Below are 20,113 nucleotides of genomic sequence, written 5' to 3'. Positions count from 1 at the left end.
AAAGGGAGTCCGCGAACGCGGACTCCCTCGTGTGTAATGAAGGGGGATTTACAGCTGGCGGGGGATCAGGCCGACGTTGTCGGTGCAATTGGCGAGTAGCAGCGCCTGGGGCATATTGCTGATATTGAGCATGGCCAGCGGCTCGGTGGTGCTGGTGTTGACGAAGCCGTGGCGGGTCCAGGCCGGCACCAGCAGCACGTCCCCACTGCCGACGCACACGGCCTCGGCATCCCCCAGGGTCAAGGTGCCGTTACCGCTCTGGATGATGAACAGGTGCCACCACGAATGATCATGACCTTGGAGCTGCGCGCCCGGTATCAACCATTGCATGGACACGGCCATGCCAGGCGTCAGCGAGCAGCCATCGAGGCTGTTGTCGTGGGCCAGCGCGACAATATCGACATCGCTGTCCTCAAGGCTCTGACGTATTCCCGTTAGTTCAACTTCCTTCCACACCCGTGGCTTGATCGGCTGGCGAACCAGACTTTGACGAAAGTCCTTATAGGAAAAGAACGCACCTTGAACGTTATTCATGCTCGTCTTCCAACTTATTCTTCAGCGTTGAGTCACTCGACCTTAGGCGAACAATTAATCGCTGTAAAGCCGAACACCCCTTACTTATAACGCCGAAGGTCGCAACGCTACGATCATGTCCACTTCTACTGCCGCATTTTTTGGTAATTGATAAACACCGACGGTCGTGCGCGTATGTTTCCCGGCATCGCCGAGTACGTGACTGAAAACATCCGAGGCGCCGTTGGCCACATCGCTGAGGTCGACAAAATCTGCCGTGGATTTCACATACACCGTGATCCTTATCAACGACTTGATCTTGTCCAGCGAACCGATGGCGTCGACGATCAACGCCAACCCGCGCATCGCGCAGAGGCTGGCGGCCGCTTGCGCATCCGCCATGTCGAGGTCCAGGCCGACGCGCCCAGGGAATTGGATCTTGCCATTCACGCGCGGCACCATGCCGCTGACATACAACTCGTCGTGATGACGGATCAGCGGAGCGTAATGCCCACCTACACTGTTTTCACCGTAGATGTCGTAGTCGAATTCCTTCGCCAGCGCGATGAAGCGCTCGTCACAAGTCATGTGCTCAATCATTTACCGAACCTCTTGATCAATACTGCAAAAAACATCGATCCCTGACACTCAACACACCGCCTTTGCAGAAGACGCCAGGCTGGTGATCCCGATGTTCGTTTCAATCGTTTCGGCCAGGCGTAACAGGTCATGGCTGAGCCGCTCGTAGTCTTCGTTGAACAACACGATGTGGCCGATAAACGAGAAGTTGTCTTTCACCAGCGCGCTGACCGGTTCGCCGATGCGTTTGCTCACCACCGAATCCAGCAGATCGATATTCAGCGAGCGGGCCAGGGACGGGATGTCTGGTACATCTCGCAGGATGCCGCCCGTGGTCGCCCGCAGCAGGCGTATGCCGCAGTAGCCGCGAGGTACCGGGTCCTGGCTATCGACCTGGCCTTCCACGGCCCAGCGGACCCAACGCTCCCACGGGTCGAAATCGACGAACGCCTGGCGCGCCAGGTCCCAGATGTGCATGCCACCGGGGCGCATGTTGGTTTCCACGGCCGAGGTGCGATGATTGGCCCTGTAGAACACTTCGTTGTGCCAGGCACCGTTGTCCTGGGAAACCAACCCCGCCATGTGCTGGCCGGCAGCCTTCAGTCGAGCCTGCACCTCAGGCGCCAACGGTGCGGGCACCACTTGCTGGATCTCGGCGCGGTAGGCACCGTCGGTGGTGGTTTTTTCGGTGATCCAGGTGCTCCCGGCGACAGAATCCCAGCTGTATTCCCGGGCATTCTGGATCAGTTCCTCGAGCACGATGCCGCCCTCGCGATAGGGCTTGAGTGCTTGCCACGCGTCGTCGCATTCGGACGGGTGACGGATGACCCGGCAGCCTCGACTTGCACCTTCGCAGGCTGGCTTGATGAAAGCCTTGCCGCCCAGTTCGATCACTCGCTGACGCAGTTCCGGCAGGCTTTCGATACGGCTGGAAACCACCGGCCGGTAATCTTCGGGAGCCGTGGTGGCCGACGCTTCGAGCTGGCGGAAAATCTGTTTATCCAACCCGGCCCTGGCCTCGACGGGAGAAATACCGGGCAAGCCGAAATGACTGGCCAGCGCCGCACCGAGCAGCACGCCACGGTCGGAAAACGGCAGCACGCCGATCAGCTTCCAGCGATCGGCATTCAGGCACCCCACCACCAGTTCGAGGGATGACGCAACGTCTTGTTCGGCCAGTGAAGTGCTGCAAACGTGATCCGCCACCTGGTCGTCATGGGGCTGGACCTGCTCGACCAGCAGGATCAGCCTGGCGTCGTACAGCGACTTGCACAGGTCACGCAGCTTCTGGATATCGTGAACCCGACTGCCGTTGTACCCCACCACTACTACGCATGAAGTCGTATTCATAATGCCCCCGACTTGCAAAGTTAAAACCGGAACAGCGATGACTCAGTCATGCAATGCGATTGATCGACGGTTGAGCCAGTACCAGGCCAGGATCCCGCCAGCGCCGATGGCCGCCAGTACCAATGCGTTGTAGGGCGGTGGCGCGACCCGCATGATCAACACGGTCAACCCCGCGCCGACGCCCAGGGACACTTCCTTGACGAACATGTTGTTCTGCTTGACCGAGAAGTAATCGAGGTGACTGAAGGCGCACTCGGCGATGGACAGCAGCGCCACCCAGATCAGTGCGCCGACCAGGGTTTCGACGTGGAACGCGGCAGGCGAAGACAGCACGGCAAAACCGCCGACGATGATTGCGATCACCGTCAGCACCTTGAAGCGCCCGGTGCTCTCGATCAGTTTCATGACCGGTACTTGCGCGAACACCACCACGGCGCTGTTGAGGATCAGCATCAGGCCATACCAGGCCGGCAGCTCGCCGGTCTTGAGCAGGATCGCCTGGGGCAGGATCGAGAACACGCCGAACAGCTTGATGCCCATGATGACGCCGGCGATGACCCACGGCAGCTTGTTGCGCCAGCCGCTGCCATCCTGGCTGGCGGGACGGGCAACCACGGGGTCGCAGGTGAACGTCGCGCCCATGGCGATCGGCAGGCACAACAGGACAAACCCGGCGGCGCCGAGGAAAAACAGGGTCGGGGTGAGCAACGGCGACAACAGGATCAACCCTGCCAGCAGGCTGCCCATGTTCATGGCGACGCGGTTGTAGGCGGCGCCCTCCTTGGTCTGGGCCGCCTCGCTCTTGATCAGGTAGCCGGCAATTGCAATGCCGTAGGCAAACAACGCCGCGGCAAACATGACCACTCCCTGGTTGCTGGTGACCGCCAGTAATATCAGCCCGAGGGCGGCGCACAGCAGCGTGACGCTCAAGGAGCCGCGACCGAGGACCAGCAACGTCAATGGCAACAGTAGCAACAAGGCCCGATAACCCAGGGCCAGGATGCTGTTGGTGGCGGTATCGAGCCAGACGTTGGCCTTGCCCAGCACCGCGAACAGCGACACGGCAGTGATGATCCGGATAGTGAACAACCGCAGGTTGATCACCGGTTTCGCCACGACGACCGTTGTTTCGACACTCATGCAACACCTCACGAACCTGGCATGGATCGACCGGCATAGGCCGACCATCCAGAAAGTCTGTAAAGCGATGGTAGAAAGAGATGCTTGTCTTGATCAGAGCAAGTTCGTATAGAATCGAACGAACTTTACTGCCGGAGAGACCAGTAAAATGCACGCTCAGCGAGCAGTGATCGCCGCTATCGAGTTCCAGCCGGGTGTGCCGCTGGTGCAGCAGATCGTCGATCAGTTGACGGTGGCGATCAGCAAGGGTGGACTGCCCCACGGCTCCAGGCTGCCACCGATTCGCGAACTCTCCGACCTGATGCACGTGGGCAAGTCCACGGTGGTCGACGCTCTCGATCGCTTGCGGGCCAAGGGGCTGGTGGTGTCACGCCAGGGCTCGGGGCATTACGTGCACCGTTCGAGCACCACCGCCCAGACCAACGCCGGCCCCGACCTGTTGCCCCAGGACACACTCAGCGTGGTCCGTCGCGCAGTCTTGCAGGACAACGGTGCGCTGCGTCCGGGTGCCGGTTTTCTGCCGTCTTCATGGTTGCCTGCCGAAGAGTTGCTCAAGGCCGTGCGCGGCACACTTCGCGCAACGTCACTGCGCATGGGCGAATACGGTAACGCCAGCGGCTACCTGCCGTTGCGCCAGGCCTTGCGGGTCAAGATGTCGACCCTGGGCATCGAAGCGCCCGTCGACCAGATCATTACCACCGCCAACACCGTACAAGCCATCGACATGCTGATGCGCCTGTTGGTCAAGCCCGGCGACACGGTGCTGCTCGATGATCCCTGTTACTTCACGATGCACACCAACCTGGCCTGGCACGGCGCCAAGGTCATCACCATCCGCCGCGATTGCGACGGCATGGACCTTGATGCCCTGGAGCAGTTGCTGATCGCCCACCGTCCCGTGCTCTACTTGACCAACAATGCACTGCACAACCCGACCGGGCACTCGTTCACCTCGGCGCAGGTCTACCGCTTGGTGGAACTGAGCCATCGCTACAATTTCCACATCGTCGAAGATGATCTGTACTGCGACATGCAGCAACGCCGAACGCCGCGCCTGGCCGCGAGCGGGCTGGACAACGTGTCTTACGTCTCTGGTTTCTCCAAGACCCTGACCGCCAACAGCCGCGTCAGCTTCGCGGTGCTGTCCCCACAACTCGCGGCGCGGATGGTGACCCTGAAAATGGCCTGCGGTGGCATGACCTCGGAAATGGCCGAGCAGATTATTTGCACCATGCTCAGCGATGGCAGCTATGCCAAGCACATGCGTCGTACGGTGGACCGGCTCTATGAGTCGAACAGCCGGGTGGCGGCGTGGCTGGGCGAAGCCGGGTGTTCGGTATCGTCGTTGCCTGGAGAAGGCTTGTACATCTGGACGCGGCTTCCCGATGGCTTTGAAGCCGAGGCACTGGCCCGCAAAGGCCTGGAAATAGACCTGGTGCTGGCGCCGGGGACCATGCTCAGCAAAGCGGCGGACGGCAATCGGTTTCTGCGTTTCAACGTGGCGCACGGTGATCATGTGCAGGTGCGGGAGCGGTTTTTCCGGTTACTGGACAAGCCACACAAATAACCGACAACCGCTATCCCCTCGCCACAGATGACATTTCGGCCAACAAAAAGCCCCGCTCTTCTCTCGAAGGCGGGGCTTTTCGATGCAGCGTCCAAACCTTAAGGCGCGTACGTCAGCAGCAGCTCGGTCGGCACTTTGAAGTCCAGGGACATCATCACGCTCAACGCGGTAATGGTGAAGATCGAGAACACGAACAGCTTGCGTGCCCAGACCGTGTCATCCACTGCCTTGTAGCCGGTCCAGGCCATGTACAACCAGTACATGCCCATGGCTGCCGCGACGGCGAGGTAGCTCATGCCGGCGTAGCCGCTGAAGGTCAGCATCAAGGTCGCCACGAGGAAGGCCAGGATGTAGATCAGGATGTGCTTCTTGGCCACCTGGATTCCGCGCTTCACTGGCAGCACCGGGATCGATGCGGCCAGGTAATCGTTGAAGCGGAAGATCGCGATGGCGTAGGAATGCGGCATCTGCCACAGGCTGAACATCACCAGCAGGGTCAGTGCGGCCATGTCGAAGGTGTTGCTCACCGCGACATAACCGATCACCGGCGGCATGGCGCCAGACAGGCTGCCCACCAGCGTGCCGTGAACCGACTTGCGCTTGAGGTACAGGCTGTAGAAGCCGACGTAGATCACGAAGCCGATCACGGCGAACAAAGCAGCCAACGGGTTGGCTACTTTGTACAACAACGCAACGCCGAGAACACCCAGGACGGTCGCATAGATCAGGGCCAGTTTCAGGGAGATGAGGCCCTGGACCAGCACTCGGTTCTTGGTGCGTTCCATCTTGATGTCGATGTCGCGGTCGATGCAGTTGTTGAACACGCAACCGGAGGCGACGACCAGGGAAGTGCCGATCATGGCTGCCAGAAACACGGCCAGATCGACATGCCCTTTCGAGGCCAGGAAGAACCCGCCTGCCACAGAAAGCACGTTACCGAAAATGATCCCCGGTTTGGTGATTTGGATAAAGTGCTTGAGCGACATCGGGTCTACCTCACTTCGCCATCATGTACGTGTGGATGCTGAACATGATCCACAGCGACAGGCCAACCAGCAGCACGATCACGATGGCCGTAAAGACGAAAGCGATCACGTTGTTACGCTGAGCGATGGAACGGTCCAGGTGCAGGAAGTAATACAGGTGAACGATCACCTGGATCACTGCGAACAGCAGAACGATTGCCAGCGTGGTGGCCTTCGGCAGGCTCGGGTACATCACCAGACCGAACGGGATGACGGTCAGGATCACCGACAGGATGAAGCCGATGGCGTACGACTTTACGCTGCCGTGGCCAGCATCATGGCTGTCATGGGAGTGTGCATTAGCCATTACAGAGTCCCCATCAGGTAAACAACGGTGAATACACAGATCCACACCACGTCCAGGAAGTGCCAGAACAGGCTCAGGCAGCTCAGACGGGTCTTGTTGGTCGACGTCAGGCCCTTTTTCTGCACCTGATACATCATGATCGCCATCCAAATCAAACCGGCGGACACGTGCAGACCGTGAGTACCGACCAGGGTAAAGAACGCGGACAGGAAGCCTGAACGGCTAGGGCCGTAGCCTTCGGAGATCAAGATGTGGAACTCGTTGATCTCCATCGCGATAAAGCCTGCGCCCAACAGGAAGGTCATGCCCAGCCAGGTCAGCACCGCCTTCTTGTTGCCCTTGTACAACGCCAGCATGGCGAAGCCGTAGGTGATCGAACTGAACAGCAGCAGAGCGGTTTCGCCCAGTACGTATGGCAGTTCGAAGATGTCGTGGCCCGACGGGCCACCCGCTACGTTGTTAACCAGTACCGCGTACACCGCGAAGATCGACGCAAACAGAATGCAGTCGGTCATCAGGTAGAGCCAGAAACCGTATACGGTCATCTCGCCCGAGTCGTGGTGGTGGTCATCGTGCCCATGGTCACCATGGGCGTGTCCAACATTGGTCACTAAGTTCGACATGGTTTAAGCCTGTTCCAACGAGGTTTCAACACGGGTGGCGGTGGCCGGGATTTTCCCTGCCGCTACCAGACGCTTGTGCTGCTCGGCTTCGATGCGCTCGATCGTTTCAACCGGGACCATATAGCCCTGGTCGTCACGTGCAGCGTGGATCGCGAAGTAGACGACAGTGCCTACCAGGCTCGCGATTGCCAGCCACCAGATGTGCCAGATCATCGCGAAACCGAACACGGTCAGCAGAGCCCCCATGACCACACCGGTAGCGGTGTTGTTTGGCATGTGGATCGGCTCGTATTTGGCCGGAGCCTTGTACGCGGTGCCGTTTTCCTTGGCTTCGGTGAACGGGTCGATGCAGTCAGCCTTAGGCAGCACGGCAAAGTTGTAGAACGGAGGTGGCGACGAGGTCGACCATTCCAGAGTGTGGGCATTCCACGGGTCACCGTGTTCGCACATGTTCTCTGGCTTCTTGCGGTCACGCACACTGACGTACAGCTGGATCAGTTGGCAGGCGATACCGAAGGCGATCATCACCGCACCGAACATGGCGACGTACAGATACGGCACCCACTCAGGGTTGGTGGTGGCGTTCAGACGACGGGTCATGCCCATGAAGCCCAGTGCATAGAGCGGCATGAACGCGACGAAGAAGCCCGAAATCCAGAACCAGAACGCTGCTTTACCCCAGCCTTCGTGCAGCTTGAAGCCGAACGCTTTCGGGAAGTAGAACGCGAAACCTGCGATGTAGCCGAATACCGCACCGCCGATGATCACGTTATGGAAGTGCGCGATCACGAACAGGCTGTTGTGCAGAACGAAGTCAGCACCCGGGATGGCCAGCAGTACGCCGGTCATGCCGCCGATGGCGAAGGTCACCATGAAGCCCAGGGTCCACAGCACTTGGCTGGTGAAACGCAGACGGCCCTGGTAGATGGTGAACAGCCAGTTGAACAGTTTCACACCCGTCGGGATGGAAATCAGCATCGTCGCCAGGCCGAAGAAGGCGTTGACGCTGGCACCCGAACCCATGGTGAAGAAGTGGTGCAGCCAAACCATGAAGCCCAGTACCGAGATCGCGCCCGAAGCGTAGATCATCGAGTGGTGGCCGAACAGTTTCTTGCCGGTGAAGGCCGAGATCACTTCCGAGAAGATGCCGAATGCCGGCAGGATCAGGATGTAAACCTCAGGGTGGCCCCAGGCCCAGAACAGGTTGACGTACATCATTGGATTGCCACCAAGTTCATTGGTGAAAATGTGGAAATCCATGTAACGGTCGAGGGTCAGCAGTGCCAGGGTAGCGGTCAGGATCGGGAACGAAGCCACGATCAGGACGTTGGCCCAGGTGCAGGTCCAGGTGAAGATCGGCATGTCCATCAGCTTCATGCCAGGGGTACGCATTTTCAGCACGGTGGCCAGGAAGTTGACCCCCGTCAGCGTCGTACCCAGGCCGGATAGCTGTAGCGCCCAGATGTAGTAGTCCATCCCCACGCCAGGGCTGTATTGCAGGCCCGACAGTGGCGGATAGGCAACCCAACCGGTCTTGGCGAATTCGCCGACGCCCAGGGACAGGTTGATCAGTACAACGCCGGACACCAGCAGCCAGAAGCTCAGGGAGTTCAGGAACGGGAAGGCAACGTCACGCGCGCCGATCTGCAGCGGCACTGCAAGGTTCATCAGGCCGGTGAAGAATGGCATCGCCATGAAGATGATCATGATCACACCGTGGGCGGTGAAGATCTGGTCATAGTGTTCAGGTGGCAGGTAGCCAGGCGAACCCTCGGTGGCCATGGCCAGTTGGGTACGCATCATGATGGCGTCGGCAAAGCCGCGCAGCAGCATGACCATGGCGACGATGATGTACATCACGCCGATTTTCTTGTGGTCGACCGAGGTCAACCACTCGGTCCACAGATAGGTCCACTTCTTGAAGTAAGTGATACCCGCGAACAGTGCCAGACCGCCGAGCGCGATCATGGCGATGGTCACCATCACGATCGGCTCGTGGAATGGGACCGCTTCCCAACTTAATTTACCAAACATCGTTTACTCCTCTGCCCCGGCAGCTGAATGCGAGTTCATGTCCGTAGCGGCCACTTCTTTCTCTTTCTTCTCGTGCTTGACCTTCGGGCCTGGTTTCATGCCTTCGTACTTGTCGACGATGATCTGGAACAGGTTCGGCGTCACCGAGGAGTAGAGCTCGACTGGGTTGTTCTGGCTCTGCTTGGAAAGGGCTGCGTATTCAGCTTGTTCAAGCTGTTTAGGTGCCTTTTTGACTTCACTTACCCAGGCGTCGAAATCTTCCTGGGAAGTTGCGATCGCTTTGAATTTCATACCGGTGAAACCGGCACCGCTGTAGTTGGCGGAGATGCCGTCCATTTCAGCGTTGCGGTCGGCGATCAGGTGCATTCTGGTCTGCATGCCCGCCATCGCGTAGATCTGGCCGCCCAGGCCCGGGATGAAGAACGAGTTCATCACGGCGTCGGAGGTGATCTTGAAGTTGATTGGCGTGTGCGCCGGGAACACGATCTTGTTGACCGTGGCAATGCCTTGTTCCGGGTAGATGAACAGCCACTTCCAGTCCAGCGCGACCACTTCGATGGTCACAGGCTTCACGTCGGATTCGATCGGACGGTACGGGTCCAGCTCGTGGGTCGACTTGTAGGTGATGTAACCCAGGGCAATGATGATCAACACCGGAACAGTCCACACCGCGATCTCGATCTTGGTGGAGTGGTTCCATTTAGGCGTGTAGGTCGCCTTGGTGTTGGATGCGCGGTATTTCCAGGCAAACAGGAAGGTCATCACGATGACCGGGATCACAACCAACAGCATCAGCAGCGTTGCGGTGATGATCAGGTTTCGCTGTTCCAGGCCAACCTGGCCCGTGGGATTGAGCAAGGTCATGTTGCAGCCTCCCAGCAACAACGTGCCGAGCAGCGGCAATAAGCCTAGTAGTCTGGGGTACCTGTTTTTACTCATCTCACGACCTCTAAAGCAGCTTGCGCAATGCAGTTGGGTTTTGATCGCCAACACTTCACCCTGCCAAGGGTTGGCATTTTTCTTGGATTGAATAAGGGCTTGCCCGTCGAGCGTCAGAGGCGTTTCGACAAATCCTGGGCCAGCAGTGAGTTCTTATTCGAATTCGTGGTCAAAGGCCTTGTTACAGCCCAATTCCATTTGGTGCGGATAGTTGGAGGCACCGACACCTGGGCGTCGCATCAAGCCCGAAGGCCTCTCGACACCCTCGTGCCATTCATGCACCAGAGCCAGGGTGAGCAGTGCCGGGAATTCAGTGCGGGCGATTGTAGATATGTAGCGTTTTATAAACCATGTCTTATCCCGAAATAATTTTTATCCCAGCCCGCAACAATCCTGACCCAATTCTGTAAAAGTGGCGCATCTTATCGAAATTGATTCTCAACAAAAACACCAAAAAAAGTAGGGCTACCACCCGCAATTCAGACAGTATCGAAGGCGCGGAAACGACCCTGAATGCCGCCCTGGCCCCGATGAGACAAGGGCTTCGGCAAATCGCCACAACCTGTTAAAACTGCCTGCTTCCTTTTGGGCCGGCGAAAAACCGGCGGCACTCTAACACACCAATTTCATTACAGGAGACTGCACCAATCCGGCACCCGAAAGCGCGCTGCGACACTCGCGATGTGACAACATGTCGCAGACTTGTCGCACCCCTGATTGCCGTGCATCAGGGTGTCCTTGCCTGCCCCCTGAAACGCAAAAACGCCCCGGCCCTCTCATCGAGGACCGGGGCGTTTGGCATCAATCGGATGACTTCAGCGCAGCGCCTTTCGATTGCGTAGCGTCAGCAGCGGCACCAGCACCACCACCAGCACGAAGGCCAGCAGCGCCCATTGCGCCAGGGACAACCCCAGGATCGGTGGGTAAGGCGTGGAGCAGAAACCGTCTACCTGGAAACCCAGCGGGAAGATCTTCGCCAGCGGCAAGCCATCGACGATCGGTTGCAGCACATCGATGCCGCAACTGACGGCCGGATAGAACTGCGTATAGACGTGGTGCCCGGCCACCGCGACGCCCGCCAGGGCACAAATGACCACCAGGGTCTCCAGCACCGTGATGCTGCGTCGGGTGCGCATGGCCGCACCGATGAAAGCGAAGAGCGCGATCAACAGCAGCGCGTAACGCTGCAGGATGCACAATGGGCACGGGGCCTCGCCCAAAACCACTTGCATGTATAACGCACCGCCGATCAGCGCCAGGCAGATGATGCCCAACAGCACCAGGTAGCGCCGCTCACGGCCCAGACGCATCGTTTCCTCGCTCATCGTGTTTCCCTTTTGACTTTCGATTGCCCGCCAGTTTACACGCTGGCCTTGACCTTTGAGAGCCTGGCGCGTGCAAGCGGGTATCGTGGGAATAGACGACAGGTCGGTTAAGAAGACATTAACTGTAACGACCCTGGCCCCGAGAACTCGGCCTGCAGCAACTTCACAAACGCCTCACGAGCCGGGTGTCGACCTGCGTTCTCGTGCCAGTAAAAAAGGTTGTCGATGCTGGTCAGTTCCGGGAATTCATATCCCTGGCAGCCTGCCCCGAGACAATACTGCTCGTAGATTCCACGGGGTACCAGCGAGACGCCCGCACCGGCACTGACACAGCCAACGATGGTGCCATAGCTGGCGATGCTGACAATCGGTTGCACCTGGTCATGGCGCAGCAGCCACTGTTCCAGTGCGAAGCGGTACGGGCAGCCCGGGGGCCACATGAAAATCGCCTTGCCCTGCAGATCCGCCGCCTGGCGCAAAGGCCCGTGGGAGGCGGACGCGATGAGAATCAGATCTTCGCGGTACATCACTTCCCGCTGCAGTCCCGGGCGTTCAACGTTCACCGCTACGAACGCCCCATCCAGCCGACGATGTTGCGTGTCGTCGAGCAATTGAGCCCAAGTGCCGGTGCTCAGCTCCAGCATCACCTTTGGGTAGAGCGCGTGGTACTTGGCCAATAGTCGCGGCAAGCGTCCCGTGGCACTGGACTCGATGGCACCAATGCGCAGAGGACCGCTTGGCGCACCGTCGGGGGCCAACGCCCTGCGCGCTTCCTCGGCCAGGCCGAGAATTTTCGTCGTGTAATCGAGAAACACTTCACCGGCCGGCGTGATCCGCAATCCTCGGCCATCGCGTGAAAACAGCGGCGTACCGAGTTCACGCTCCAGGGACTTGAGGCGTGCAGTGATATTGGACGGTACGCAATGCAGCACCTCAGCCGCACGCGCGATGCTGCCGAGATGGTGAACCGTGTTGAACATGCGCAGCTGGGACAGTTCCATAGCTCACCCAAAGTGAATGCTTGAGTCAGTTTAAGTCACTTGTAGTGAATCTGGATGGTTTTGATAATTCGAGCGAGAGCCATCCAGTCGCACCTTCACACTTTGGGGAATCAGGCAGTCTATGGGTTTTATCCAGCGCAAGATCCAGTCTTTCGCCAAAAGCCCTGGCGCTAGAATCGTCCTGGCGGCTTTTTTCGTCATCCTTTGCTGGGCCTATTCGCCCATTGGCATCCACATCGGGTTAGAGGCTTACCAGCCCGGTCATCTGGCGCTGATCCGCTTTCTCATCGCCTCGACATTCATGGCCGGGGTCGCAGGGGTGATGGGTATTTCCCTGCCTCGCCTGAAAGACCTGCCGCTGTTGGCTGTCCTGGGATTCTTTGCTGTTAGTCTGCACCACATCGCCCTCAACTTTGGCCAACGAGAGGTCAGCGCCGGCGCCGCGAGTGTCCTCGCACAATCCACGCCGCTGTTCAGCACGTTACTGGCGCATTTCGTGCTCAAGGAGCGCGTCAACCACTGGCAATGGGTCTGTGTGCTGGGCGGTTTGCTCGGTGCCGCTGTCGTGGTCACGGGGGATCGTGGTTTTGGTGACCTGGATGCCCATGGGTTGCTGATTCTGCTGGCGGCATTGTCCTGGAGTGTTTATTTCGCCATGCAAAAACGCCATTCCCATCGCTACAACGGGCTGACAATGGTGTGCTACACCCTTTGGTCGGGCACCATTCTATTGCTTGTGTATGCACCGGGGTTGTGGAGTGAAGTGCAGAAAGCCCCGGCATCGGTCAATCTGGCGGTGCTCATCCTGGGGATTTTCCCCAGTGCCCTTGCTTACCTCGCCTGGGCATATGTACTGGCGCACAGCAACGTGAGCCGCGCGTCCATTTCGCTTTACCTGATTCCGCCCACCGCCATGCTGATGGCCTCGGTGGCCCTGGCTGAACGCCCTTCGATCATGGTCGTCATCGGGATGATCATCGTGCTGACGAGCGTACTTGCCCTCAACCTGAAACCATCGAAATCCAGGGAATCTGCAGCGCACCGGGGGCTTTCGTGAGAAAGCCCCGGGAGCGATCGATCAGTCGCCGTAGATATCGGACTTGAAGTACTGTTGCGAAATCTTCTGGTACTCGCCATTGGCGCGAATGCCGTCGATGGCGGCGTTCAGCTGTGATACCAGCTCGGTGTTGCCCTTGCGTACCGCAATCCCCGCGCCCTCACCCACGTATTTCGGGTCCTTGAGCTCCGGGCCGGCAAATGCGTAGCCCTTGCCGCGCGGCATCGACAGGAAGTCGTTGAGCGGAATGGTGTCGGCAAAGATGGCATCGAGGCGACCGGCTGCCAGGTCCATGTAGATCTCTTCGTTGTTGCTGTAGCGCTTGACGTTGACGCCCTTGGGTTCGAAGACTTCGGTCGCGTAGCGGTCGGTGGTGGTTGCCCGTTGCACGCCAACGGTCTTGCCCTTGAGGCTGTTGTATTGATCATCCACGACTGCGCCTTCCTTCATGACCAGGCGCGACGAGGTGAAGTAGTACTTGTGGGTGAAATCCACCGACTTCTTGCGGTCTTCATTGATGGTCATCGACGACAGCGCCATGTCGATTTTCTTCACTTTCAAGGAAGGAATCAGACCGTCGAACTCGCCCTCGACCCACACGCACTTGACCTTCATCTGCGCGCACAGGGCATTGCCGATGTCGTAGTCGAAACCGACGATTTCGCCTTTGTCGGTCTTGGAGGCGAACGGCGGGTAGGCCGCTTCGATGCCGATACGCAGGGTTTTCTCGGCGGCAAACACGCTGCTGCACGCCAACAAGCTCAGGGCCAGACCGGTGATGAGGGGGAATTTCTTCATGTTCGTTCTCTCGCGGGTTGTTGTTGGTTTGGCAAGATGGAAGAAGAGCAGAAACGGGAGAAGCCTTTTTTGTACTTATAAATCCATACTGGACTTTTATGTATTAGGCGTCAATCCGGCCCGCGCTCTTAAATCACCCTCTGGTCGGGAGGTGAGTCAAGAGAAAATCGGATGTTGCAGATGGCCCCTTCGCGAGTAGGCTCGCTCCCACATTTGAACTTTGAAGAACACACATTCTGTGTTCGACAAAAATCCCCTGTGGGAGCGAGCCTGCTCGCGAAGGCGTACTTGCAGAAGTCGTCGGAGTCACTGCTTCCAGCGATCCGCCGCCGCATGATCGCTGTCACGCCCCTCGACCCAACGCGGGCCGTCGCTGGTGTTTTCCTTCTTCCAGAACGGTGCGCGGGTTTTCAGGTAGTCCATGACAAAGGCGCAGGCGTCGAATGCCGCCTGGCGGTGGGCGCTGGCGGCGCCGACAAAGACAATCGGTTCGCCGGGCTCAAGGGCACCGATGCGATGCAGCACTTCCAGCTTGAGCAAGGGCCAGCGCTGCTCGGCCTCGGTGGCGATCTTGCCAAGGGCCTTTTCGGTCATGCCCGGGTAGTGTTCGAGGAACATCCCGGCGACATCCAGGCCATCATTGAAGTCGCGCACATAGCCGACAAAACTCACCACCGCCCCGACGCCGACATTTGCATCGTGCATGGCGTTGACTTCTGCACCGGGATCGAACGCGGTCGATTGCACGCGAATGGCCATGGCTCAGCCCCCGGTCACGGTAGGGAAAAACGCCACTTCATCGCCATCGCTCACCGGCTCATCGAGCTGGCAGAGGTCTTCGTTGCGGGCGCACATCAGGTTTTGCTCACTCAATACCTCGGCACCCTCACGCTGGGCCAACAGTGCGCGGACGTCATCGACAGTGGCGAAGTCGCCTTGAACCTTCATCGAGTCCAACCCCAGCGCTTCACGATATCGAGCAAAAAACTTCACGGTGACGTTCATGATGGATCCGCCTGAAAATGACCGCTCTTGCCGCCGACCTTTTCCAGCAGCCGTACACTTTCAATGGTCATGCCACGATCCACGGCCTTGCACATGTCATAGATAGTCAAGGCGGCGACACTGGCAGCCGTCAGCGCTTCCATCTCGACCCCGGTCTGCCCGGACAATTTGCAGCGCGCGACGATGCGTACGCTGTCCTCGCCTTCGGCACTGAGCTCGACTTTGACCCCGGTCAGCATCAACGGATGGCACAGGGGGATCAGGTCACTGGTTTTTTTCGCCGCCTGAATGCCGGCAATGCGGGCCACGGCGAACACATCGCCCTTGGGATGACCACCGCTGACGATCATTTGCAAGGTTTCGGGCAGCATGCGCACCAGCGCTTGGGCCGTCGCTTCACGGAACGTCACGGCTTTTTCGGTGACGTCGACCATATTGGCGCGACCTTGGGAATCGAGATGAGTCAGCACGGGGTTACTCCTGATCAGGAGTCCCGATTGTAAACCTGTGGGTCAGATTTCCGCACGCGAGATTATCGGATCACCACAGAACACTGTGGGAGCGAGCCTGCTCGCGAAGGCGTATCAGGCACCTCTGTGTCGACTGACACACCTTCGCGAGCAGGCTCGCTCCGACAATGGGGAATTGTGTCGGGCATGGAAAACCGGGCGGCTTTTGGGGCCGCCCGGTCTGGGTGAAGTGGTTACAGATGCGATTCGGCGTATTCGGCCAGGATCGAACGAGGCACCCCTTGCAGGGTGATGTGCACGCCGTTAGGGAAGTCCTTGAAGCGCTCGGTCAGGTACGTCAGCCCGGAGCTGGTCGCGGACAGGTAAGGGGTGTCGATTTGCGCCAGGTTACCCAGGCACACCACTTTGGAGCCGGCACCGGCACGGGTGATGATGGTTTTCATCTGATGCGGTGTGAGGTTCTGGCATTCGTCGATCAGGATCAGGCTCTGCTGGAAGCTGCGGCCACGGATGTAGTTGAGGGATTTGAACTGCAACGGCACTTTGCTGAGGATGTAGTCGACGCTGCCATGGGTGCTTTCGTCATCCATGTGCAAGGCTTCGAGGTTGTCGGTGATAGCGCCCAGCCAAGGCTCCATTTTTTCCGCTTCGGTGCCGGGCAGGAAGCCGATTTCCTGGTCCAGGCCTTGCACGCTGCGGGTGGCGATGATGCGGCGGTAGCGCTTGCTGACCATGGTCTGCTCGATGGCCGCGGCCAGCGCGAGGATGGTTTTACCGGAACCTGCGGCACCGGACAGGTTGACCAAGTGGATGTCCGGATCAAGCAAGGCATACAGCGCCAGGCTCTGATAGATGTCACGCGGCTTGAGGCCCCAGGCTTCCTGGTGCAGCAGCGGCTCCTGGTGCAGGTCCAGGATCAGCAGCTTGTCTTCCTCGATCTCCTTGATCCAGCCGACGAAACCCTGCTCATCGATGATGAATTCGTTGATATGCACGGCTGGCAGATTGTCGATCAACTGCACCTGGTGCCAGGTGCGACCGTGGTCCTGACGGGTCTCGACCTTGCTTACCCGGTCCCAGAAGGAGCCGCTCATGTTGTGGTAGCCATTAGGCAACAGCGACACGTCGTCGACCAACTGGTCGGTGCTGTAGTCCTCGGCCGCGATCCCACAGGCACGCGCCTTGAGGCGCATGTTGATGTCTTTGGTGACCAGCACCACGGGCTTCTTCGGCTCGCGTGCGTGCAGGTCGATCAGTTGGTTGATGATCCTGTTGTCATTCAGATGCTCAGGCAGAACGATGTGGGGTTCAGCCTGCTTGCTCATCAGAATTGACAGCAATCCCTTGGGCCCGCTCTTGCCCCGCTGGATCGGCACGCCCTGCTCGACGTCCTCGGGCGAGGCATCACCCAGGGTCTTGTCGATCAGCCTGATGGCCTGGCGGCATTCGGCGGCAACGCTGTGATGCCCGCTCTTGAGCTTGTCGAGCTCCTCAAGGACGGTCATCGGGATCGCGACGTGGTGTTCTTCGAAGTTAAGCAGCGCGTTTGGATCGTGAATCAATACGTTGGTATCGAGTACATAAAGGATTGGCTGGTTGGAAGAAGAGCTACGTCCGTGATCATCCATACTCGGTCACCTTTGTCAGAGCCAGTGGACGCAATACCTTGGCGGTGCTGCGCCTCGAAGTGACTACCGAATACACCTGCGGGGACTCAAGTGTTCTGCATACATGCGGGGTCTTGGAAGACGCCACCTGTGTTGCAGGTTTCGGCGGTCTGTCTTCGTAATACTCCAAAACCCATGACAGAAAAAAGCACTTTGACGCTTTTTTGAAGTTTATTTTGCAGAGTGACGAAAAGCCCTTGGCGGACTGCCATCACTTGTTTACAGTCGGAGATCAACCTGCAGCAAAACCCCCTCAAAAATCGCCACTTACCCAATGTTTCCGGGCTTTGGCCGTTTTCAGCGGAACCCTTCCTGACAGTCTTCCCAACCGATCCCGCTTTGCGCCGTTTGCGTGATCAGCCAGGGCAACGCCGTTTTCACTCCGTCCTGTTTCACATTGAAATTGATCACCCCGTGGCGCCACAGCAGCATCAGGGTCAACACCCTTTGCGCACTCTGGCTGCCCTTGAGCTTGCCCGCGCCGTCCTGGGCATCGATGTCCCACAGTGCGACCTGCAGCCCCTGGGCCTTGAAGAAAGCGCTGGCGTCGGCGCGACGCTGGCCGTCGGGCGGGCGAAACAGGGGGACGAAGTTCTCCGGCAGTTTGTTCCTGGCCAGCTCGACGCTGCGGCGTACCGAGTCCTGCCAATCCTGCCAATGGCTGTGGGAGCGAAACTCCCAGCCCTGCACACCGACGCACTGGGTTGACCAGGTTGCTTGCAGACTGGTCCCCGGGCGCTCGCCCAGGCGCGCCTGGAGGTCCTTGCCGAGCACGAAGAACGTGCCGCTCAGGTTGGCCTTGCGCAAGTACCCGGCGACCCAGTCGGTATTGTCCGGCACGGCATTGGCGGCGCTGTCGAACGTCAACAGGAACAGCCGGTCATGCATCGCGTCGCCATTGCGCTCATAGTCTCCAAAATGATCGACTTCACTGCTGGTTTGCGGAAACAGTGCCGCCTTGCGCAGTTGCTCATCCAGGTACTGGGTGTGGAACAGGCGACTTGGTTCGGCCCAGCGTATGTAGTAGCTGTCTTCGCTGAGCTGGAACTTGCCCGCCTGCTCGCGCAAGGTGGCCATGTCCTCGACCAGGAAACAGAAGGAGGCATCCTGGTCGCAGCTCTGTTGGGCGAAGTTGTAGTTGGCCAACAGGCGTTGCCATAGACGCTGGCGAACACGATTGACCGACTCCAGGTTGATCGTGCGCAGGCCCAGGCGTTGCGCCAGTGCCGCTTCGTCCAGGGATTCACTGGCCAGCAGCACACGGGCGAACATGAGGATTTCGGCACGCGACGCGACATCGAACAGGGTCGGGTTGACGAGCTTTTCCGGCCAGGTGCTGCGATCCAGCGTGGCCACTTCACCTGGCGCCGCCATGACGCCGAAGCTCAGCAGCCAGGCGCTGAGCAGAAAAACGATACGCAATGGGATGTCTCCATAACAAAACCCGGGCGGCACTATATCGCGGGAAGATCAAAAGATCGCAGCCTCGCTTCGCTCGACAGCTCCTACAGGAATGCATGTTCCGATTTCACGCCAACGCGGTCCCGTAGGAGCTGTCTCGCGAAGCGAGGCTGCGATCTTGTCCCATGACACCACCGATCACCTATCACACCCATAGCTGGAGTCAACGATGACAACCCCCTAGAATCGCCGCCACGATTAAAGGAGACGACTTCATGCTGATGGTGATTTCCCCCGCCAAGACCCTTGATTACGAAACACCGCCGGCGACCCAGCGCTTTACCCAGCCGCAGTACCTCGACCACTCCCAGGAACTGATCCAGCAATTGCGCGACCTGACCCCGGCGCAGATCAGCGAGTTGATGCACGTTTCCGACAAGATCGGCGGGCTCAACGCCGCCCGATTTGGCAGCTGGACACCCGCCTTTACCCCGGCCAACGCCAAGCAGGCCTTGCTGGCCTTCAAAGGCGACGTCTACACCGGGCTCAATGCACAAACCTTCAGCGAAGCCGACTTCGACTACGCCCAGCAACATCTACGCATGCTTTCCGGCCTGTATGGCCTGCTACGCCCCCTGGACCTGATGCAACCGTACCGCCTGGAAATGGGCACCAAGCTGGCCAATGCCCGGGGCAAGGACCTGTATGCCTTCTGGGGCACACGTATCAGCGAATGGTTGAACGAAGCCCTGGCCGATCAGGGCGATGACGTGCTGCTCAACCTGGCCTCCAACGAGTATTTCTCGGCGGTCAAGCGCAGCGCCTTGAAGGCACGCATCATCAACACTGACTTCAAGGACCTGAAGAACGGTCAGTACAAAATCATCAGCTTCTACGCGAAAAAGGCCCGGGGCATGATGAGCCGCTTCATCATCGAAGAGCGCATCAACGATCCGGCAGACTTGAAAAAGTTTGACGTTGAAGGCTATCGGTACAGTGCCGAACAGTCTAAACCAGACAGTCTGGTGTTCCTGCGCGACCACACTTCAGAGTAAGCAACTGATCGGTGCACGACTTCATGAACTGTCGCGCACCGATGCCTGATCGTCCGACAATCCCCCGCCCCATTCGTCGATCCTTTGACGCCAAAAAACCAACACCCAATTTGCTAACTTTTGTTTCACTGGACGTCAGTGATTTTTTTTGTAGTGGCACTGAAAATTTTTCTCAGTAGTGGCACAAAACTACCAGACAGGACATTGAGCCAATATATAAAGGGCCAAATCGCAAGTGCTATCAATATGAGAGCAGT

At 58.6% G+C, this 20,113-nt stretch carries 20 protein-coding genes; 3 read left to right on the top strand and 17 right to left on the bottom strand.

The annotated features are described in order from the left end of the window. Nucleotides 1-48: 48 nt before the first annotated feature. The 4 genes from HGP31_RS05075 to HGP31_RS05060 all read right to left on the bottom strand — a co-directional run bounded on the left by HGP31_RS05075 (nucleotide 49) and on the right by HGP31_RS05060 (nucleotide 3,582). Nucleotides 49-534, bottom strand: a complete 486-nt coding sequence (locus HGP31_RS05075; protein ID WP_020796841.1) for a cupin domain-containing protein — start codon at nucleotides 532-534, stop codon at nucleotides 49-51. Between the two features lie 84 nt (nucleotides 535-618). Then, nucleotides 619-1,113, bottom strand: a complete 495-nt coding sequence (locus HGP31_RS05070) for a RidA family protein (RefSeq protein WP_020796842.1) — start codon at nucleotides 1,111-1,113, stop codon at nucleotides 619-621. Nucleotides 1,114-1,161: 48 nt separating this feature from the next. Then, nucleotides 1,162-2,442 (bottom strand): ATP-grasp domain-containing protein, encoded by a 1,281-nt coding sequence (locus tag HGP31_RS05065; protein WP_083348251.1) that lies wholly within the window; start codon nucleotides 2,440-2,442, stop codon nucleotides 1,162-1,164. A gap of 42 nt (nucleotides 2,443-2,484) precedes the next feature. Beyond that, nucleotides 2,485-3,582 (bottom strand): hypothetical protein, encoded by a 1,098-nt coding sequence (locus HGP31_RS05060; protein WP_168757265.1) that lies wholly within the window; start codon nucleotides 3,580-3,582, stop codon nucleotides 2,485-2,487. A gap of 148 nt (nucleotides 3,583-3,730) precedes the next feature. Here HGP31_RS05060 and HGP31_RS05055 point away from each other — a divergent pair, with 148 nt between their 5' ends. Further along, a complete protein-coding gene (locus tag HGP31_RS05055; RefSeq protein ID WP_168757264.1) occupies nucleotides 3,731-5,149 on the top strand; it encodes an aminotransferase-like domain-containing protein in 1,419 nt (472 codons plus the stop codon). A 98-nt stretch (nucleotides 5,150-5,247) separates the two neighbouring features. On the opposite strand, the gene cyoE is transcribed toward HGP31_RS05055, so the two are convergent. From cyoE to HGP31_RS05020, 7 genes are all read right to left on the bottom strand, one after another. Further along, nucleotides 5,248-6,135, bottom strand: coding sequence for a heme o synthase (cyoE, locus tag HGP31_RS05050; protein ID WP_020796846.1), 888 nt, complete (start codon nucleotides 6,133-6,135; stop codon nucleotides 5,248-5,250). Nucleotides 6,136-6,145: 10 nt separating this feature from the next. Next, on the bottom strand, nucleotides 6,146-6,481 hold the full coding sequence (gene cyoD / locus HGP31_RS05045; protein ID WP_007916940.1) for a cytochrome o ubiquinol oxidase subunit IV: 336 nt from the start codon (nucleotides 6,479-6,481) through the stop codon (nucleotides 6,146-6,148). Continuing rightward, entirely contained in the window at nucleotides 6,481-7,104 is a 624-nt protein-coding gene (locus HGP31_RS05040; protein ID WP_033038499.1) for a cytochrome o ubiquinol oxidase subunit III, read from the bottom strand. The genes cyoD and HGP31_RS05040 overlap by 1 nt, the downstream gene beginning before the upstream one ends. A 3-nt stretch (nucleotides 7,105-7,107) precedes the next feature. After that, a complete protein-coding gene (gene cyoB / locus HGP31_RS05035; RefSeq protein ID WP_020796848.1) occupies nucleotides 7,108-9,138 on the bottom strand; it encodes a cytochrome o ubiquinol oxidase subunit I in 2,031 nt (676 codons plus the stop codon). Between the two features lie 3 nt (nucleotides 9,139-9,141). After that, entirely contained in the window at nucleotides 9,142-10,077 is a 936-nt protein-coding gene (gene cyoA, locus HGP31_RS05030) for a ubiquinol oxidase subunit II (protein ID WP_033038503.1), read from the bottom strand. An 815-nt stretch (nucleotides 10,078-10,892) separates the two neighbouring features. Beyond that, nucleotides 10,893-11,402, bottom strand: a complete 510-nt coding sequence (locus HGP31_RS05025; RefSeq protein WP_033038505.1) for a disulfide bond formation protein B — start codon at nucleotides 11,400-11,402, stop codon at nucleotides 10,893-10,895. A 107-nt stretch (nucleotides 11,403-11,509) separates the two neighbouring features. Then, nucleotides 11,510-12,403: a LysR family transcriptional regulator gene (locus HGP31_RS05020; RefSeq protein WP_168757263.1), complete on the bottom strand. Its 894-nt coding sequence runs from the start codon at nucleotides 12,401-12,403 to the stop codon at nucleotides 11,510-11,512. A 121-nt stretch (nucleotides 12,404-12,524) separates the two neighbouring features. Here HGP31_RS05020 and HGP31_RS05015 point away from each other — a divergent pair, with 121 nt between their 5' ends. Beyond that, nucleotides 12,525-13,460: a DMT family transporter gene (locus HGP31_RS05015; RefSeq protein ID WP_168757262.1), complete on the top strand. Its 936-nt coding sequence runs from the start codon at nucleotides 12,525-12,527 to the stop codon at nucleotides 13,458-13,460. A gap of 21 nt (nucleotides 13,461-13,481) precedes the next feature. Here HGP31_RS05015 and HGP31_RS05010 read toward each other — a convergent pair whose 3' ends face one another. From HGP31_RS05010 to HGP31_RS04985, 6 genes are all read right to left on the bottom strand, one after another. After that, nucleotides 13,482-14,258: an ABC transporter substrate-binding protein gene (locus HGP31_RS05010; RefSeq protein ID WP_020796854.1), complete on the bottom strand. Its 777-nt coding sequence runs from the start codon at nucleotides 14,256-14,258 to the stop codon at nucleotides 13,482-13,484. A 306-nt stretch (nucleotides 14,259-14,564) separates the two neighbouring features. After that, nucleotides 14,565-15,017 (bottom strand): molybdopterin synthase catalytic subunit MoaE, encoded by a 453-nt coding sequence (gene moaE, locus HGP31_RS05005; RefSeq protein WP_033042207.1) that lies wholly within the window; start codon nucleotides 15,015-15,017, stop codon nucleotides 14,565-14,567. Between the two features lie 3 nt (nucleotides 15,018-15,020). After that, entirely contained in the window at nucleotides 15,021-15,263 is a 243-nt protein-coding gene (moaD, locus tag HGP31_RS05000; RefSeq protein WP_020796856.1) for a molybdopterin converting factor subunit 1, read from the bottom strand. Then, nucleotides 15,260-15,733 carry a cyclic pyranopterin monophosphate synthase MoaC gene (gene moaC, locus HGP31_RS04995; RefSeq protein WP_020796857.1) on the bottom strand — a complete coding sequence of 158 codons (474 nt, stop codon included), beginning with the start codon at nucleotides 15,731-15,733 and terminating at the stop codon, nucleotides 15,260-15,262. The genes moaD and moaC overlap by 4 nt, the downstream gene beginning before the upstream one ends. Nucleotides 15,734-15,966: 233 nt before the next feature. Beyond that, the gene (locus HGP31_RS04990) at nucleotides 15,967-17,361 is read right to left on the bottom strand and encodes a PhoH family protein (protein ID WP_020796858.1); all 1,395 of its coding nucleotides are present in this window, start codon (nucleotides 17,359-17,361) and stop codon (nucleotides 15,967-15,969) included. 336 nt (nucleotides 17,362-17,697) lie between these two features. Next, complete coding sequence (locus tag HGP31_RS04985) at nucleotides 17,698-18,822, bottom strand: polysaccharide deacetylase family protein (protein ID WP_168757261.1); 1,125 nt, start codon at nucleotides 18,820-18,822, stop codon at nucleotides 17,698-17,700. 254 nt (nucleotides 18,823-19,076) lie between these two features. Between HGP31_RS04985 and yaaA the strand changes: the two genes are divergently transcribed. Beyond that, the gene (gene yaaA / locus HGP31_RS04980; protein ID WP_168757260.1) at nucleotides 19,077-19,856 is read left to right on the top strand and encodes a peroxide stress protein YaaA; all 780 of its coding nucleotides are present in this window, start codon (nucleotides 19,077-19,079) and stop codon (nucleotides 19,854-19,856) included. Nucleotides 19,857-20,113 lie beyond the last annotated feature (257 nt).

It is taken from the genome of Pseudomonas umsongensis (genome assembly GCF_012647205.1).
Lineage (GTDB): Bacteria > Pseudomonadota > Gammaproteobacteria > Pseudomonadales > Pseudomonadaceae > Aquipseudomonas > Aquipseudomonas umsongensis.
This window is presented reverse-complemented; position numbering and strand designations above follow the sequence as displayed.